At 58.0% G+C, this 16,609-nt stretch carries 16 protein-coding genes and 1 pseudogene; 1 reads left to right on the top strand and 16 read right to left on the bottom strand.

Features of this window, described 5'->3' with window-relative positions:
* Window positions 1–329: 329 nt before the first annotated feature.
* The 12 genes and pseudogenes from ACOYW2_RS16225 to ACOYW2_RS16170 form a co-directional block, all read right to left on the bottom strand.
* Window positions 330–1,200 (bottom strand): annotated as a pseudogene (locus tag ACOYW2_RS16225) (DUF2860 family protein).
* A gap of 253 nt (window positions 1,201–1,453) precedes the next feature.
* Window positions 1,454–2,233, bottom strand: coding sequence for a hypothetical protein (locus tag ACOYW2_RS16220; RefSeq protein WP_482767179.1), 780 nt, complete (start codon window positions 2,231–2,233; stop codon window positions 1,454–1,456).
* Between the two features lie 629 nt (window positions 2,234–2,862).
* The gene (locus ACOYW2_RS16215) at window positions 2,863–3,069 is read right to left on the bottom strand and encodes a hypothetical protein (protein ID WP_482767178.1); all 207 of its coding nucleotides are present in this window, start codon (window positions 3,067–3,069) and stop codon (window positions 2,863–2,865) included.
* A gap of 109 nt (window positions 3,070–3,178) precedes the next feature.
* Window positions 3,179–3,595, bottom strand: a complete 417-nt coding sequence (locus ACOYW2_RS16210) for an ExbD/TolR family protein (protein ID WP_482767177.1) — start codon at window positions 3,593–3,595, stop codon at window positions 3,179–3,181.
* A 268-nt stretch (window positions 3,596–3,863) separates the two neighbouring features.
* A complete protein-coding gene (locus ACOYW2_RS16205; RefSeq protein ID WP_482767176.1) occupies window positions 3,864–4,448 on the bottom strand; it encodes a MotA/TolQ/ExbB proton channel family protein in 585 nt (194 codons plus the stop codon).
* Window positions 4,366–5,886: a CobW family GTP-binding protein gene (locus ACOYW2_RS16200; RefSeq protein WP_482767175.1), complete on the bottom strand. Its 1,521-nt coding sequence runs from the start codon at window positions 5,884–5,886 to the stop codon at window positions 4,366–4,368. The genes ACOYW2_RS16205 and ACOYW2_RS16200 overlap by 83 nt, the downstream gene beginning before the upstream one ends.
* 675 nt (window positions 5,887–6,561) lie before the next feature.
* Window positions 6,562–7,290 carry an MBL fold metallo-hydrolase gene (locus ACOYW2_RS16195; RefSeq protein ID WP_482767174.1) on the bottom strand — a complete coding sequence of 243 codons (729 nt, stop codon included), beginning with the start codon at window positions 7,288–7,290 and terminating at the stop codon, window positions 6,562–6,564.
* Entirely contained in the window at window positions 7,278–7,733 is a 456-nt protein-coding gene (locus ACOYW2_RS16190) for a twin-arginine translocation signal domain-containing protein (protein WP_482767173.1), read from the bottom strand. The genes ACOYW2_RS16195 and ACOYW2_RS16190 overlap by 13 nt, the downstream gene beginning before the upstream one ends.
* The gene (locus ACOYW2_RS16185; RefSeq protein WP_482767172.1) at window positions 7,730–9,184 is read right to left on the bottom strand and encodes a hypothetical protein; all 1,455 of its coding nucleotides are present in this window, start codon (window positions 9,182–9,184) and stop codon (window positions 7,730–7,732) included. The genes ACOYW2_RS16190 and ACOYW2_RS16185 overlap by 4 nt, the downstream gene beginning before the upstream one ends.
* Window positions 9,185–9,492: 308 nt before the next feature.
* Entirely contained in the window at window positions 9,493–9,720 is a 228-nt protein-coding gene (locus tag ACOYW2_RS16180) for a hypothetical protein (protein WP_482767171.1), read from the bottom strand.
* Between the two features lie 28 nt (window positions 9,721–9,748).
* Complete coding sequence (locus ACOYW2_RS16175) at window positions 9,749–10,432, bottom strand: FadR/GntR family transcriptional regulator (protein WP_482767170.1); 684 nt, start codon at window positions 10,430–10,432, stop codon at window positions 9,749–9,751.
* Window positions 10,433–10,870: 438 nt separating this feature from the next.
* On the bottom strand, window positions 10,871–12,163 hold the full coding sequence (locus tag ACOYW2_RS16170) for a PAS domain-containing protein (RefSeq protein WP_482767169.1): 1,293 nt from the start codon (window positions 12,161–12,163) through the stop codon (window positions 10,871–10,873).
* 456 nt (window positions 12,164–12,619) lie between these two features.
* Between ACOYW2_RS16170 and dbpA the strand changes: the two genes are divergently transcribed.
* Window positions 12,620–13,999: an ATP-dependent RNA helicase DbpA gene (gene dbpA / locus ACOYW2_RS16165; protein ID WP_482767168.1), complete on the top strand. Its 1,380-nt coding sequence runs from the start codon at window positions 12,620–12,622 to the stop codon at window positions 13,997–13,999.
* A gap of 561 nt (window positions 14,000–14,560) precedes the next feature.
* Here the strand turns inward: dbpA and ACOYW2_RS16160 are convergent.
* The 4 genes from ACOYW2_RS16160 to ACOYW2_RS16145 all read right to left on the bottom strand — a co-directional run bounded on the left by ACOYW2_RS16160 (window position 14,561) and on the right by ACOYW2_RS16145 (window position 16,418).
* Window positions 14,561–14,884 carry a hypothetical protein gene (locus ACOYW2_RS16160; RefSeq protein ID WP_482771042.1) on the bottom strand — a complete coding sequence of 108 codons (324 nt, stop codon included), beginning with the start codon at window positions 14,882–14,884 and terminating at the stop codon, window positions 14,561–14,563.
* Between the two features lie 70 nt (window positions 14,885–14,954).
* A complete protein-coding gene (locus ACOYW2_RS16155; protein WP_482767167.1) occupies window positions 14,955–15,122 on the bottom strand; it encodes a hypothetical protein in 168 nt (55 codons plus the stop codon).
* 4 nt (window positions 15,123–15,126) lie between these two features.
* On the bottom strand, window positions 15,127–15,861 hold the full coding sequence (locus ACOYW2_RS16150; RefSeq protein ID WP_482767166.1) for a sulfatase-like hydrolase/transferase: 735 nt from the start codon (window positions 15,859–15,861) through the stop codon (window positions 15,127–15,129).
* 245 nt (window positions 15,862–16,106) lie between these two features.
* Window positions 16,107–16,418 (bottom strand): hypothetical protein, encoded by a 312-nt coding sequence (locus ACOYW2_RS16145; protein ID WP_482767165.1) that lies wholly within the window; start codon window positions 16,416–16,418, stop codon window positions 16,107–16,109.
* Window positions 16,419–16,609 lie beyond the last annotated feature (191 nt).

Below are 16,609 nucleotides of genomic sequence, written 5' to 3'. Positions count from 1 at the left end.
TGTGAAAGCAATAGCCCGGTTATTTTACGAGCCGGGCTCTCCCATGGTCAAGGCATCGGAATTTTCGGTGTCTTGATTTGCCTCAACGCTCTGATAAGGCAGAGATACCGTTACCGTAATGGTGTTTTATGGCTTGGGCTTGATCGATTTTCGCGACATATCAGGGGCAGGGAATGGGCAGGCCTGCCGAAGAAGGGGGCGAGGGTTACTGGCTGAACAGGGGATTGGATGCTCCCTGGGAGGAGGGCGCACCGGCCGCTCTGTTTCGGCCGGTGCGTCAGGCTATGCAGCGATGGTACGGTTTGTTACGGCGTTTTCCGTAAGAGGGGTTAAAATCTGTAAAGGACGGATACCGTGCCCATGGTGATGGTTGTGTCGTAAAAGTCGATGTCGGAGTCGCTGTCGTAGTAAGCGAGGGTGCCCACAAGGCTCATCTTGGGAACCCCGAGGAATTTTTTCCAGAAGGCGGAAATGGTTGCACCGGCGACATCGTCTTCCCGGGTTTTGTCGTAGATGGGGTTCTCTTCATCAAACTCGGAGCGGCCAACATAAAGGTTGGTGATGAGGTTTACTTTTTCGGTGTTGAAAAGATAGGAGAGCAGCAGGCCGTACCGGTCAAAGGCCATGGCGTCGCCATCAAGGTCGTAGATGGTGTAAGAGGATGTGGCGTTTTTCTTTGATCACGAAGGGGTAGGTAAGCTTGGTCACATAAACGTCCCCGTTTCGGTCCAGGAGCTTGGCTTGTTCGGCGGTGATGTCGCTTCCGACAAGCTGGGTCTGCCCGCTGTTTTCATCGTCCAGGCTCACGTCTCGCCAGGTGAATTCCGCCTCGAATTTGGTCCCCAGAATCTTGTCATACCCCAGGCGAAGGCCGTCGGAGGTTCGATCGGTCTCTTCCCGTTTCTGGTTGATCACGTAGGGGTCCTCCCACACCTCGGTGGGAAAGGATGTGAAGACATAAGCAATGCTGACAATGCTCTTGCCCTTGAGTTCCTGGCGGATACCGACCAGGGTGGACAGGTCGTACCGGACCAGGTCTTCGAGCCTGTTACCCGCAAAGATCTGGGTGCGGGACTCGGCGAAGGTATACGATGCTTCAAAGTTCAGCACCGGGGTGGCGCTGGATTCCGAGTCCGGGCTGTCTTCCAATGAGGTGATGACATCGTCACCGGTATCGCCGATGGCGTTGCCGGCGATCATGTTGGTTTCGAATTCCATGGCGCCGATGCCGACGTTAACGAATCCGGAAAAGCCGGTTTCTTCCGGGATGGGCTGAATGGCGTGGGCCGGCATGATGAAGGCTGCCAGGGAAAAGACCAGTGTGATCAGGAACCATGAACGTTTCATTTTTTCACCTTTTTTCCTTGGTTGTTGAGAGGGCCTGCATGAATCATGAGCACCTGAGAAAGAGGGGCGGGTGGGCCCCTCTTCGGTTTATGACTAAGTGGACGCCTTACCAGTGGAACAGCACGTTGGCTCCCCAGGTAAATTCATCCACATCATAACGGTACCAGTCGGTGTTTTCCCTGCCTCCGCTTTCATAGTCAACGGCTGTGAACTCTCCATATACCTCGGTGGACCAGTGGGCGTGAAAGCGCCAGGTGACGCCGGTGGAGGCAAACCAGGTCCCTTCCGAGCCCCCGAATCCCACATTGAACTTGTTGCTCCAGAGCCATTTTTCTGCAAACGGAACATCTGCCGATGCGCCGATCAGAAGGTCCAGCCAAGACTCGTCCGCTTCTGTCCGCTCGGTGTCGGTGCCTTGGGAAAGGTCCACCGAAAGTTCCTGGCGGTCGTAGCGAAGGCCCCCATGGAGCCCAAAGTCAACCCATCGACTTTCGTAGACGTTACGCCCCACGGTCAGTTCCACGGAGATGGTGTCGAACCCCATGTTGGAACGGATGGTGACGCCGTCGGACAGCAACTCCGGGGCATTGTCTTCAAGGTCGAGCAGGTCAAGGGAGAAATCCACCATCCATGTGCCGTCGCTGAGGGCGAGGTCGATGCCGAAGGAGGTGTCTGTCACATCATCGAAATCACTTGGGGAGAGGTCCACATCCACAAGGACGGGACCGAAACCCTGGGTTCCCAGCCCGAGGTCCCCGCTTCTCTGGGTCCGGGAAAAGCCTGTGCCGATGGAGCCGCTCCACCGGGCGGAAGCCGGTGACAAAGGGCCCGAGCAAAGGATTCCTGCAAGGATAAGTACCAGAATGCATGGTCGGTATGCTGTCATTTTGATGATGCGGTTCACGTGACCAAGGCCACAGAGATGGCGTTGTTTTTTCCATAGGTCGTTGGCCGTCATGGCCAAAAAGGTGTTCCCTGCCCATGGATTCGGTCCATGGCGGGGTGGCTTATGCAGATGCTTCGCACCGGAGGGCGTTTTCTGGATGCCCTTGCAAGGTTGCTGTAGATTGTTCCTGCGTCAGGGCGATCATGGTGGCCGAGGCTACGGGTCGGGTGAAGGATAGCCTCATTGTGGGCGCCCCGTGGGGGCTGTAGATCCTGGATGAATCCTGGCGGAATGTGGTTGCGGACTTGCGCTCTTGTATGGAAGGGTGTTGGGTAAAAAGCCTTATATGTTAATTTAAAGGATTATTTAATATTTCGATGGAAAGTCAATTGACCTACAGGAGGGCTTTGTTTTGGTAAGCCCGTGTTGTGGTTTTTGACAACCACGGATGTGATGATGACGTCACCTGCAGTACCGCCATCCACTTTTCCACTTGTGTGGCCACCGCTTTTTCGCCGTGTCGTCGAGGTTCAGGTATCCTCATGATACGGCTAACCATGATGTCGTCGATGCACGCGCTGGATGTAATGGAAAACTCAATGAGCGCGTTGATAGACGTTGCGCCATCTTTACCCGGTCAGGTAAAACTTGTTGTGCTCAATGGCCTTTCGGACGCGGGCCAGGTACTTTTTGACGAGGCCATGGCGATTGACGGGCCCGCTTTTTTCTGCGGGCTCCGAAGACTGGGGAGCAAGGTCCGGGGGGAGTGTATCCATGGCGGGGGGAAGGACGATGCCCTTTGTTGCCTCCAGAGGGGCATGGGGATCGTCGGGCATGTTCTCTGTCGTTTTATTGGGCGACCAGCTGCAGCAGAGCAGGCCGTGCAGGAGAGCACCACGCCTAAGGCCAGGGGCCGGTTGCCGGTTGCGTTCTTTGCACGCGGAGTCACTGTGTTGCCCTTTCCGATGCCAGGATCACGTTATCAAAGCCGGTTGACCTGACCGTGTCCATTACCCGGATCAGCTGACCCACGGACGTCTGTTTGCAGGCTTTGATGTAAATTTTCTCGCTGCCGTCCCACGTGGGGGCCTCGAGCCTTGCTGTGAGCATCGCTTTGAATTCGGGAAGAGGGCAGGCTTTCCGGTCCACAACGATGGCATCCTTTTCTGTGATGGTGATTTCAAACCGACGGGACGGAGCCGGCCGGGCGGCAGTGGTCTCCGGCAGGTTCAAGGAGATTCCTTTGGCGGTAAAGACCGCCGTGATCAGCAAAAAGATCATCAGGTTGAAGATGATGTCGATGAGAGGGGTCAGGTTGACCTCCGGGGCCGACTGGCTGGTGTGATGGGTGAATCTGATCAATGGAAAACCTTTCCGGGTTAACGCATAATGGATAAACCTTACAGGGTGAAGCCATCTCAATCGTGGAGGCAGAGCCTCCGTGTATCATTCCCAGGCAGAGCCTGGGAACGAAAGGTACCCTGGTACAGTTGACTGTCTTTCACTCCCGATATTCGGTGCGGGCGAAGCCCATCTGAGAGCATTCGCAACCTGAGGCCCAGGGAATTATTCCCTGGCCCCGGAGGTCTGCTTTTTCCTTCCACGTTAACCATCTAAGTCATTTCTGATGTCATTTCATCAGACCTGCTGCCGTCTGTTGCATGTGAAACGCGGTTTTTTTGACTCTCCGGCTGAAGTACCCGTGGGCGATGAGTACCGGCACGGCCACGGCGAGTCCGGCGGCGGTGGTGATAAGGGCCTGCCAGATTCCGTCGGCGAGCAGGGCGATATCGGCGGCGTTGCCGGCGCCTGCAACGTTTTCAAAAACGCGGATCATACCGAGGACTGTCCCCAGAAGTCCCATGAGGGGGGCGGTTGCCCCGATCATGGCTAAGAAATCGAGACGGCGGCCTAAAAAGAAGAGCACGGCGTCTCCGGCGTAGCCCACGGCGGCTTCGCGCTCCTCTTTCTCACCGGGGCCGACGGCGGCCAGGAGGAGGTCTGTGAGGATGTCCCCCTTTTCGTTGATGACGGTGGTCGCCTCGCTGCGTTTGTGGTCGCGCGCCAGCTCGGTGATTCGGTCCATGGCGGCCTCGTCGGGAAAGCCGAGGGTTGAAAAGGTAATCATCCGTTCAATGATGACCGCAAGCGCAGCCAGGGAAGAGAAGGCGATGGGGACCATCATGGGGCCGCCCTGTTGAATAAGATGCATCATGGAGAACTCCAGGCAGTTTCTGGGTGTGGATATCCCGGCCGATGACAATGAGAAAGCCGGGTTCGTCGTTTCGGCCGGTGTGCCGGGAAAGATCGAGGCGACCGCCGACGTACTGGCAGACTTCGGCCTGGTCGGTGCCTTTAAACCGGACAATGCCCTTGACCCTCAGGATGTCGGGGGGCAGCTCTGCAAGGGCTGCCGTGAGCGCGCCCCTCTCAACGGGGTGGGGCAGGGGGATCTTGATGGAGCCGATGCCCTCTTCGCCGTGGCAGACATGGTGGTCGGCCGTGGCGCTTTTTTCGGGGAGGGGGCCTTCGACAACATCGTCGTAGAGGAGGCCCGGGCTGATGTTTCCGTGGCTGGTCTGAAGGGTCACGGCACGGGTGTTGAGGTTTCTGATGGTGGCTTCGACGGCCTGTGTCTGTGTCGGTCCGGCCAGGTCCGTTTTGTTAAGGATGACGATGTCTGCGGCTAGGACCTGATCCTTGGCGACCTCGTAGGTCTCAAGGGAGGTGAGGGCGTTGGCGCAGTCCACTACGGTGGTGACCGAGTCAAACCGGACCAGCTCCTTGAGTTCGTCAATTTCATGGAGGAGGTTGAAGGTGTTGGCAAGGCCGGTGGTCTCCAGGATGATCGCCTCGGGCGTGAACCGGTCCAGAAGCTGGGTGATGCCGGCCGAGAGTTTTCCGGCAAGGGTGCAACAGACGCAGCCCTCGTCGATCTCCACCACGTTGCAGTTGGTCTCAAGGAGTTTACCGTCCAGGCCGGTCTCCCCGATTTCGTTTTGCACCACGGCCACAAACCGGTTCCGGCTGGTGTGGTACTCCACGAAGTTGTTGATGAAGGTGGTCTTGCCAGAGCCCAGGAAGCCGGTGAGGACGATGAGCTGGGGGCGCTTGTCCGTCAAGGGGATGTTGGTGTCCTCCATGTCGGCATCCGGGGAGGCGCCCTGCCAGATGAGGGCCGGGGCGCTCTGCGGGAGGGGTTCTCCCTGCCGCCAGGTTATTGTTTCCATCCGGTCGGTGTTCTCCGTGTTTTTCAGGGCTTTTTCCGTATCGGGAAGCGGTCCGTAGCCTGCGGTCTGGTGAATGAGGGGCCATTTGTCCGTCTCCCGGGCGGAGACCTCGCCGTGGGCGTTGTAAAAAAGAACCTGTCCCTTTGTGTGCGCCTCCCGGAAGAGGCACGGGGAAGCCTCCAGGGTATGGGAGACGGCCGCGCAGATGGCATGGAACAGGGCCGAAGCAAGGGCAAAGGCCGGGACATTTTCCTCGCAGTCGCCGGGGGCCACAAGGTACTCCCCTTCGGGGCTTCCCGGGCATCGGATGCCGTCCGCGGCAACCACCCGTTTTGCTGACGGAGCTTCCAGGCTGAGGAGGAGGGGCGAGTCTCCGCTGCCCAGGCGGAGGGTAAGGTGCCCTGCAAGAAAGGGCTCTGTCATCTCCGGATAGCGCGAAAATTCTGGTACCTTTCCAGGTAGTCCGGCAGCTGGGCCGTGGCGGCGGCGTGGAGGTTGACCCGTCGACAAGCCTTCATTTTCCCTGTCTGGAAAGTGGACAAGAAACCGCGCACATTGCCCGGGTCTCCGTTCCTTCTTCTTTCTCTTCGCATCCGAGGCCGAACTTCCCCCGGTGCCCCTTGAGTCTGAAGGTCCAGGATTCCCCATCGCTCTGGGTGGGGGCCATGCCCCCAGCCGGAGCGTTTCTTGAAGCCTTTGTCGTACAGGCCCCGGGCCAATGACGTTGATCAGGAGCCGGGGGTAGGGCCGCTGCCCGAGCCGTCGGCAAGGTCGGAAGGGCGCACATGGCACAGCTTGTTGTGACGTTGGGATTACGGTGTCTCGTCTTTTATGGTTTCAATGGGTGAAGAAGGCAAGCCTTCTATGGTCAAAATCGCCGGAAAAAGCATGCCTCCGGCGGCGAGGTGGAGCCACCTCGAAAGCTGATTGCCCTTGCTCTTTGTCCCTTGTTTCTCGAGACAAAGCGCAAGGGTGTTCGTCGTGGGCAGAGCCAGCCTCAATGGCTGGCGGTGGATTCACCTTTCGCCCAAGACCTGTTTGTCAAACTTTTTTAAAAGTTTGGCCCCCGGCAGGGCCGCCGGAGGCTGTTTTTTGCTTTTAAACGCCGAAGGCGATTTTGTCGCCGTTGCCGAGGTAGTCGGGGGACGAGGAGCGGAACCGGGCGGTGCCCCTGATCACGGGGTAGCCTGCCTCGATGAACTTCTTGGCGGTGAGGTGTCCCGTGCAGTGGTTGCATCCGATTTTCTCAAAGCCCCATTTCCCAAGGGAGATGACCAGGTCATCGTATTTGGGGTCCCAGTCTTCAAAGGGGGAGATGTGGAGGCCGCCGTAGATACCGTAGAACCGGTCGTTCTCGTATTTGAGCTCGGTGTGGGCCAGGTCGGCGAACTTCAGGATGCCCTGGTGGCAGCAGCCGCTGACCAGGACCAGGCCTTTGTCCTTGACGTTGAAGGCCAGGGAAATCTCCCCGAAGACCCGGTTGATGATGGGCACGTCGAACTTCAGGACAGCCATTCCGGGGATAAAGGGGTTCACCGCCTTTTTGTAGGAGGTCAGGGGCCCGGTGTGGCCGGAGTCCTTGATGTACTGGAGGCCCTCAGGGTAGAAGCCGTCCTGGATAAAGACCGGGATGGTGGGGTCGTACTTCATGGTCACGGGAAAGCCCCAGAAGTGGTCCCAGTGTTCATGGGATATGAACAGGGCTTCGATCTCATGGTTTTGGAGCATCTTATCGATGCCCTCCCGTTTGAAGGCGGCGTCGGTCCAGGTGTAGGACCAGCCGGTGTCCAGAAGGTACTTGTGGGTTTTGCCGTTTAGCTCCTCCACCTCGATGAGGCAGGCGTAGCCCCTCGTCTCCAGGGGTGCAGGGAGAAGCCTGCCCTGATCTTCCAGGCCTTTTCCAGATCTTTGGGGATCAGGTCTTTGATGGTCGCGATACCGCTCTCGTAGGAGCCCTGGGCGGTTCCCTTGCCGTTGCCGAAGGGAGGCCAGTTGAGGTCGTACTGGTTGACGAGGAGGCCGCCTGCCGCGTGGATGTCCCCGATGAGGTCGCCGTTGTTGAACCAGCTGGTTTCGGAGATGTTGGTGATCTTGACGCTTTTCAGCACCCCGAAGTCCTTCATGGCCCGGGTGGTTTTGGCCAGCCGCTTCTTGGCCATGGGGGAGTAGGAGTAGAGCCCCATGGTGGCAAAGGTGCCGGCGCATACGCCGGTGGCAGCCCCTTTCACAAAGTCACGTCGGGAAAGACCCGTCTGTTTTTTTTCAGTCATGACACACTCTCTTTTCTTGAATCGTCACAGGGGCGCGTTGGCGCCCGTGGTATCATTTGATGATGGTGTACACCTTGGAAAACCAGGGGATGAAGTTGATGACGGCAAAGTAGACGGCCACGCCGCCTGCAATACCGGGCGAAGGCGAGGGAACTTCGGGTTGACTTGACATCATGGGCGACGATCTCGGCTTCCACCTCGGCCAGCTCCTCGGAGGTCTTGGGCACGGCTTTCCAGCCGGGCCATCCGTCCATGAACCAGACGTTCACCAGAAAGAGGTTGATGAGCCAGATCATGGGAATCATGGGAAACTGCTGTGGATGGGAAAATCCCTTCTGGGTCCCCAGGAAGAGGTGGGAGGTTTTGTAGTAGACGATGTAAACGAGCACCGCAGCCACGGCCGTGAGAACGGTTCGAAGGAACACGTTGATGGGGCGGCTGAACTTCGTGGGCCAGTTGTTGCAGTAGAAGGTGAGAAAAAGAGTGGGGCAGAGCCAGAAGATGGCCATCTCACCCACGTGGAGCCAGCGCCAGTCCGGGGCCATGAGGCGCCTGGTCCCTCGGATGGCGGGGCCCCAGGCAAGCTCTTCGCAGTAGTAGAGGAAGAAGGCCAGGGCTACGGCAATGGTGATGATGCCGAAGAAAGAGGCGGTGCGGCGCAGCCAGTTGGTCTTGATGAGGTTAAAGGGGTAGCGCTCCCAGATGGTTTCATAGAGCCAGACTACCACGGTGCAGCACATGATCCAGGCGATGTGGAAGTTGCCGGAGACGGTGTTGGCGAAATCCTCCCAGTAAGGCGGGCAGATGGCGGTGAATTTCTGCCAGGGGTAGAAGAGGATGGCCATGTGGGAGTGCATGGTCAGGAAGTAGACGATCATGCTGAGGAAAAAGGTCACCGTGACGATGGTGATGCCGCGGGCGGGCTGGGGGAGGCTCTGCCAGGGAGCATTCTCGCAGGCCACGACCCAGCTGGGGCTCAGCCAGGAGGCGATGGCGGCAAACATCATGATGGCTTCGGCCGCATACTCGATGGAGTAGAACTCGGTGATGCCCATGCCGATGAGGCGCTCGGGGTTGAAGTAAGCGATGCCGAAGTTTCCCAGGATGTCCACGAAGAACACCTTGATGAGCAGGAACATGGCCGCCACGCTGAATCCCAGTAGGATGAGGCCCTTGACCACGGGGTGCGTGCGGTCGAGCCACGCCCTTTTGAAGGGCCAGAAATCAAAGATATAGGCCACCCAGATAAAGAGGATGAGGAGCCAGCGGCAGACCATGTAGCCCACGTAAGGGGTGTACATGCGCATGATGCCCCGGGGATCCTGGAAGATCCACCAGGTGATGTAAAAGACAATGGCGATAAACAGAGAGTTGGCCAGGGCGGGCAAGGGGCCCTTCCACCTTTTGACCAGCTTTCTGCTTTCAAGATAACTGACGTCGGTTCGTTCCATTACGTATTCTCCTGTATAACTATGGTTCTTTGTAACCGGCTGAAATCCTGAAAGATGGGTGCCTGCTGCCAAAGGGCGCACCACTGGCGTCTTCGGCAGCTCAGCCTTTTTTCGCTTCCGCCTGCTTTTGGCGGGGCAACAGGGGCTGTCGGCACGGAGTCCTTAAAGGGCTTCAGCTGGAACGTGTGTTTCTGTCAGGGGACCGGAGCGTTGCTGGCCGCTGGGCGCACCTCACCTGTCCCACGGGCGGTGGGTTCGGAGAAGGCGATATGCTCAAGGGGTTCGCAGGGCTCTTGGGTCGCGGGTTGCTATGACGGCGCAGCCCTTGGGGGTGGCGGGCTGCTTCGGTTGGCCTCCTGCCGTTTTCGGTTTACCGCTTTTTTCAGTTCGGCCGGAGAGAGGGTTGCCGGGTCGATTCCGTAGCCCATGGCCTCCATGAACAGCTCGGCCTCGGAGGGCTCATCGTCCTTAAGGCTGTCGGTAAGTTTTTTCAGTGGGATCTCCATGAGGCTTTTAAAAAAATCTCGTCTCTGCATGGCGGTATCGCTCCCGGCTCAAGACCAATCAGCGGGTTTGCTCTTCAAAAAACACGTGCCGCTCTTCAAGGCAGCTTTTGACAAGGTCGGCGGCCTTTTCCGAGTCGCGGGTTTTGAAGCAGTTGATAACCTCCACCCTGTTTTTGAACATGGCCTGGAGGGCCTCGCTCGTGTAGTGGGGCAGGGTGGCGGAGAGAATATATCGATCCAGGTTCATCTCCTGGAGGATGAGGTGGTAGAACCGGTTGCCGCTCATATGGGAAAGGCCCTTGCTGAAGTCGGTGAGGGCTTCGGTGATTTTATCGTTGTCCCGGTTCAGGATGGCGTTACTGAGGCGGATGATAACCTGCCGAAGGCCTTTGATCTGGCTCTCCGTGGCGCGTTCCACGGCCCTGGCGGCAACAAGGGGCTTGATGGCTTCAAGGGCCTCCATGTGGTCTTTCAGGACCTCGGGGCTGGTGTTGCCCCGCAGGCTCACCCAGTCGGCCGTGTCTTCGTGGCCTGTGACAAAACAGCCGCTGCCGGATTTGGCCTTGACGCGGCCCCGTGTCTCAAGCTCGCGGATGGCTTCACGGATGGTGTTTCGGCTGACATCGAAGAGCTCCGTGAGCTTGCGTTCCGAGGGCAGGCGGCTTCCTATCTTGAGATTCTCTTTTTCGATCAAAGAGATCAGTTCGTCGGTTATGACCTTTTTTTGTTGCTCTTTCTTCAATTGGTTGGGCCTCTTTTGTAAATGGTTAACCAATTATCCTCCTTTTTAGGGTGTAGCACAAGGGTTTTTTGATGTAACGGTGTGATTTTAAAAGTGGTTGGGCCAATTTTTGGGTGGGTCAGGCCGGTTGCTGGGATGGAAGCCCAAAAGGACTGGGGCTTTGCCGCAAGGGGGGGAGGTATCGCGGCTCAATGGTTAACCTGATACAGGGTGAAGCGATGCCGCGCGTGGAGGCAGAGCCCCCGTAGATCACTGCCAGGCGGAGCCTGGCAGCGGGAAGGTGGCCCTTGCCTATGGTCTTCATAATGGGCGTAGGCCATCAGCACATGCGAGGGCGAGGAACGAGCCCTGGAGCATGTGCAATCAGCGCTCAAGATGGCACACCTTGCCGCCGGAGGCTTTTTTTGTCTTTTTACCGGTGCCGTGCCATCAGTCCGGTTACCGCTGCGTTTTGCAGTGGGCCAGGCCTTTGAGGAAGGCCGGGTAGAGGGCACCCAGGGCCTTGACGTTCTCTTCCGTAAAGGTATCCGGCCTGGAGGCACAGAAGATGAGGACGGTGGTGAGGATTCCCCCCTCATAAAAGGGCATGGCAAAATAGGAGCGGACGCCCATGGGGATGAAGAGGGCCCAGTCGATGGGCTTGATGCTTTCGGTGGTCTCGTTGAGGATGAGGTTGTCCAACCGGAAGTCCAGGATGTTTTCGGCAATGGACCCTTCGTAGGGGTGGGAGAAGCCGGGTTCTAAGGCGTCAAGGCCCGCTCCTTCGCCGTAGACCGTGACCCGGTTCCCGGCCACGTCCACGTCGGAGTAGATCAGGGCGTCGGCCAGTGGTGGCTGGGGCTGGTTTTTCAGGGTGAGAGTAAGAAGCTCAGAGATGCTCTTGGCCTCACCGATGGCCGCCATGGGGCCTGGGGTCGAGGGGGAGGGGCTTGCGTCCATTGCGGGTTGGGCTGCATGGGCCTGGGCAGTTACGTTGTGAAGGGAGAACCAGAGCATGTTGTGTCCCAGGTCCGACACCGCCCGGATGGAGGCCCTGGCGGAAAAGGGGGCGTCGTCCCGGAATCGGATGGCGATGTTTCCGTCCCAGCGTCTGTCGAAGATAAGGCTTTCGTAAATGTTTTCCAGGCAGGGCCCTGCGTTGTCTTTGAGAAGCGCGTTGAGGGTAGGTTCCAGGGCCTCTTCTTCGTCGAGGCCGAAGGCTTCCAGCAGGGCGGGGTTCACCGCGATGAGTCTTCGGTCGCTGAAGCTGGCCACAAAGACGGGGTTGTCAAAGAGGCTGGCCTTGTCCCCTATGGAGGATTCATCACGGTCTGCGGCAAGGACGTCGCTTACCAGCCGGGTTTCATCGGAGATGAAGCCGAAGCAGCAGGAGGATTTGCAGGGGTCGGGCCAGCCGGCCATTTTCAGCCACCGCATGGTGCCGTCCTCGGCCTTGACCCGCACCAGGGCCGTCGCCTCCCTGCGCTTTTTGATCTCCTTCATGAAGGCTTCGAACCGGGGCAGGTCCTTTTCCAGGATCACCGTGCGGGAGTAGTGCATGTTTTGAAGAAGCTGGGCTGTTTTTGCTCCCAGGCCGGGGACCCGGTAGTCGTTTATGCACCGGAGCTTGTTTTTGATGATGTTGATCTGCCAGTAAAAGGCGGATGTGGTGTTGAGGTAGGGGTAGATGTACTCTTCGGCCCTGTCCGCCATGGAAGGGGTCCCGTCAGTATCGGTGGTGTTGTGTGTCATAGGTCCTCGTGCCTCGGAAAAGGCGTCAACAGGTTATCGCCGTGACAGGGTATAAGACAGGCTGCCATGTCTTGTCAAACAAGGGCCTCTTTTAACCGGTGAATGATCGTATTCCACGTTTTTTCGATGATCAGCGCTTTTTGCAGGCGCGGATCGAGCATGGCGTGGATTGGGTACCGGGGGCATGAAGGGCTCCATGGGCGCAGCTCCTTTTGTCTGGTCTGGTTGTGTCGTCACAGGGGTGTTTTTTCGGGCCGGGTCAGGACGAGGGGAGTGATGCCCTTGATGGCCGGAAGATAGAATAGACGAAATGATGAACGGTGGGCAAGGCGCAAGCGGTATTGGGATGGCTTTTTGTTTAAATCTGTGATTTACCTGCAAGGCTTTTAACCGGTGGCATCCTCGGGGTGATGAATTCCAGGGGGCCTTTGGATTATTTTTAGACAGGGATTTCCCATGAGCACATTTACGGCCTTGCCGTTGACCGAATCGATGATCAAGAACCTGGGGACCATGGGGTATGACGAGATGACCCCCATCCAGGCCGCGAGCCTGCCCCACGTGTTGAAGGGCAGGGACCTTCTGGCCCGGGCCAAGACAGGGAGCGGCAAGACGGCTGCCTTTGGCATCGGGCTGCTCCATAACCTTGATGTGGCACGTTTCAGGGTGCAGGCCCTGGTGATGTGCCCCACCCGGGAGCTGGCCGAGCAGGTGGCAGGCGAGCTGCGGCGCATCGCCCGCTTCAGGCACAACATCAAGATCGTAACCATCTGCGGAGGCGTTCCCTTCAGGCCCCAGCAGGTCTCCCTGGAGCACCAGGCCCATATCGTTGTGGGAACCCCGGGTCGCATCGAGCAGCACCTGCTTCGGGGGACCCTTTCCCTGAAGCATCTCACCACCCTTGTGCTGGACGAGGCGGACCGGATGCTTGATGTGGGCTTTGAAGAGAGCATCATGGCCATCATGGATTATGTGCCGGGAAGGCGCCAGACCCTTCTTTTTTCGGCAACCTTTCCGGAGTCCATCCTGGGGCTGAGTCGCAGATTCCAGACCGAGGCAGAGCACGTGTCCGTGGATGTTGCCCATGAAGAAAATGCTATCTGCCAGCGTTTCTATGAAACAAGCTGGGACGCCAAGCCCGAGGCCGTGGCCGGGATTTTGACGGCCTACAATCCGGTGTCGTGCCTTGTTTTCTGCAACACCAAGCTGCATTGCAAGGCCCTTGCCTCCTCGTTGCAAAAGAAGGGGTTTTCAGCCCTTTCCATTCACGGGGACATGGACCAGAAGGAGCGCACCGAGGTGCTGGTGCGCTTTTCCAACGGAAGCTGCCCCATTCTGGTGGCAACGGACGTGGCGGCAAGGGGCCTGGACATCAAAGGACTCGATGCGGTGATCAACCACGACCTTCCCTTTGAGACCGAGGTGTATGTCCATCGCATCGGCCGCACGGGACGTGCCGGGGAGGAGGGACAGGCCTTTTCCTTGCTGACCCCCAAGGAGAGGTTTCGCCTGAAGGAGATCAACGCCATGCAGGAAACCGATTTTGAGCCGTTGGATGCCGCGGCCCTTCCTGTCATCGACGGCGAGGCTCCGGCCTCTCCCATGGTGACCCTGTCCATCAACGGCGGGCGAAAGAGCAAGCTCCGGCCCGGGGACATTTTAGGGGCCCTGACCAAGGATGTGGGCATCCCGGGAAAGGCCGTGGGCAAGATCGACTGCTTTGATTTTTATTCGTATGTGGCCATCCGTCGCAGCGAGGCCCACAAGGCCGAAAAAGGCCTTGCCGGGAAAAAGATCAAGGGGCGGCAGTATATCATTTACCGGCACGGGCAGTAGGGGCACGGTGAAGAGCCCTTTTGGGCAAACCCCTCATGCAAAAGCCTCCGGCACAAGAGCCGGAGGCTTTTTTTGTTTATGGGATACCCCATGTATCGGTTTTTGTTTTTGGGTAAGCACGCCGAGGGCGTGTGCAAGGCGCTCTGTTAGTTACCGGCCCCCCAGCTTCGGTCGAGGTTATCCCACTCGGGGACCTGCATGATGGCTTCACGCGGGTCAAAGGGAAGTTTTTTGGGATCTAAGCGGGGTTTGGACGCTTCAACAGACTCCGGCCGTGCATTTTCGATGTTCTTAGGGGAAGTTGTTGCTCCTTGTCCGGGTACGCAGATTTCATCATGAGGTGGCGGGCCTTCATGATGCTGAACATGGGCTTGGTCGTAAACAGCTGGAGCATGTGGGGATTGACCTCCCGCGGGTCGTTGTAGAGATCGTAGAACTCGGCCCCGCTGAGACCCGGTACGGCGTTGCGCCAGTCCCGCTTGTAGCGGCCTTTGACCGTGGCGGCGAGTTCGTCCCCGGTGTAGATAAAGACGTAATCACGCCTGCTGTGGGTATCCCCTTTCAAGAAAAGAGCCGTCTGGTCCACCCCGTCGATGATGCGGTCCGTGGGGATGTACTTCGTGGCCCCTCCGAGACGGGCAAAGGTGGTGAACAGGTCGGTCTCGTGGATGATATCCCCCACAATCTGGCCCGGCTCGATCCGCGCGGGCCGGGCCATCGGGCATGGGCGGTGACGCGTACGCCCCCTTCAAGGAAGTCTCCCTTGCCCCCGCGATAGAGGGTCTCAACCATGCCGGGGGGGCCGTTGTGGATCATGGGGCCGTTGTCGGACATGAGGATGACCAGGGTGTTCTCTTCAATACCCAGGGCCTTGAGCTCTTCCATGAGTTGGCCGACGTACACGTCTAAGCGCGCCAGGCCCTCCTGCAACAGGCCTGCAGAGGCCGTTATCTTTTCAGGAAATCCGGTAAAGGGCGTCAGCGTCACTGTCGTAGAAGGGCTTTTTTGCCTCTACATTTTTTTTCATGAACACGCTGAGTCGTTTCTGGGATTCGCCGTCAATGGCGATGTAGTCTTTCAGGTTGGGGGGCGTGCCCCACTCGTTGACCGGTCCGTCTTTCACCCCCTCAAGGGCCCAGAGTGTCTGTCCCTTGGGTCGCCAGCCCTTGTCGTGCGTAGGGGTCGTCCGGGATAATCAGGTGGTTGAGGCTGCCCAGCCAGATGCCTCCGGCTCGCTCGATGTCGGGGATATATAAGCTTGGGACCTGGTTGTAGGGGGTCCAGAGCGCTTCGTCAAAGCCCTGCTTGTTCATGTAGCTCGATTCAACATCCCCTAAATGGGACTTGCCGTAGAAGGCCGTGGCGTACCCGGCCTGGCCCAGCACCTCTGCCATGGTCACCTCGTCAGCTGCCAGCCCGCCGTATTCGTAAGGGAACCCCACATTGTACATGCCGTTTCGTACGGCGTGCCGACCGGTCATTACCGCGGCTCGGCTCGGGGTGCAGGAGGGCTCGGTGTACATCCTGGCAAAGTAGATTCCTTCGGCCGAGAATTTGTTCATGTTCGGTGTTTCCCAACCGCGGGTCTTCTGGATCTGGGGGACCCCGATTTCCCCTGCGGCGGTGTCGTCCCACATGATGTGGATGATGTTGGGCGGGGTGCCGTGTTTCTCCTTTAACTCGGCCAGTTTCTTGTCCAGTTCTTCGTCTTCAGTGGCCCATTTTTCACCGTGTTGCGCTTCCAGGACGTAGTATTCGGCGTCGTGGATGATCGCTTTGGATTTGGCCTTGGCCGGGCCGCAACAAAACAACACGGAAAGGCTCAAGGCAACAACCACGTTCAACAACTTGTGCCTGCTCATGGTCCATCCTCCTGTGCTTCGGATGATCGTTTATAGCTGTGACGATGGTCTTATTCTGAAAGCATCACGCGGACAGCGTATGCTGAAGAAAGTAGGGTGCCGAAGGGTGCAGGGAGGGGCGTCAGCAAGAAAATCCTCCGGGGCAAAGCGGGTGCCTTGAACGCAGGACAGCAAATCTGTTCGCGGCACATCATTCCAGGGCGTGAACGGACAACGGGTGCAGCTCGGCAATGAGGGGTCGGGCGCTATTGAGCTGGCAGCCTTACGAAGGCGACATCATAGGTGGCGTTCTGGATGGCATGGTAATATTCCCCTTCCAGGGCGTCTTTCTCCTTGTTGTATTTCAGAAAATAACGTGATCCCGGGTAGTGCCTGTCCTGAAATTCAATAAACAGGTGGACCCTGTTTTGCCGGACAGTCCAATTCGCCTTGTGGACATGGATGCTGCGGGGATTGAAATAGGACGAATGCATCGCCCCGTCGGGGCCGATGTCGCTGATGGAAAGCCGATAGGGTGCGTCCTGCCTGACCCATTGCCCGTTCAGCCGCTGGGCCATGGACAGCTCCCTTGTCTCCGCAGACGATACCTTTACGGGGGTATGGACCAGGAACAGGGCAAGGACTGAGAGAGAGCGCCATCAACCCGATGGGTGACATGTTTTTTGTTCGTTTCATCGCTGTTCGTCTCTTTTCTGGAAGGGTGGCTTGTGAAGGGCATGGGACCCTTTCGGATCCCCACGATGGCCGG

The organism is Desulfoluna sp. CLI2B (assembly GCF_056847375.1).
The sequence above is the reverse complement of the archived record's forward strand: the minus strand, read 5'-3'. Positions and strand labels throughout refer to the sequence as shown.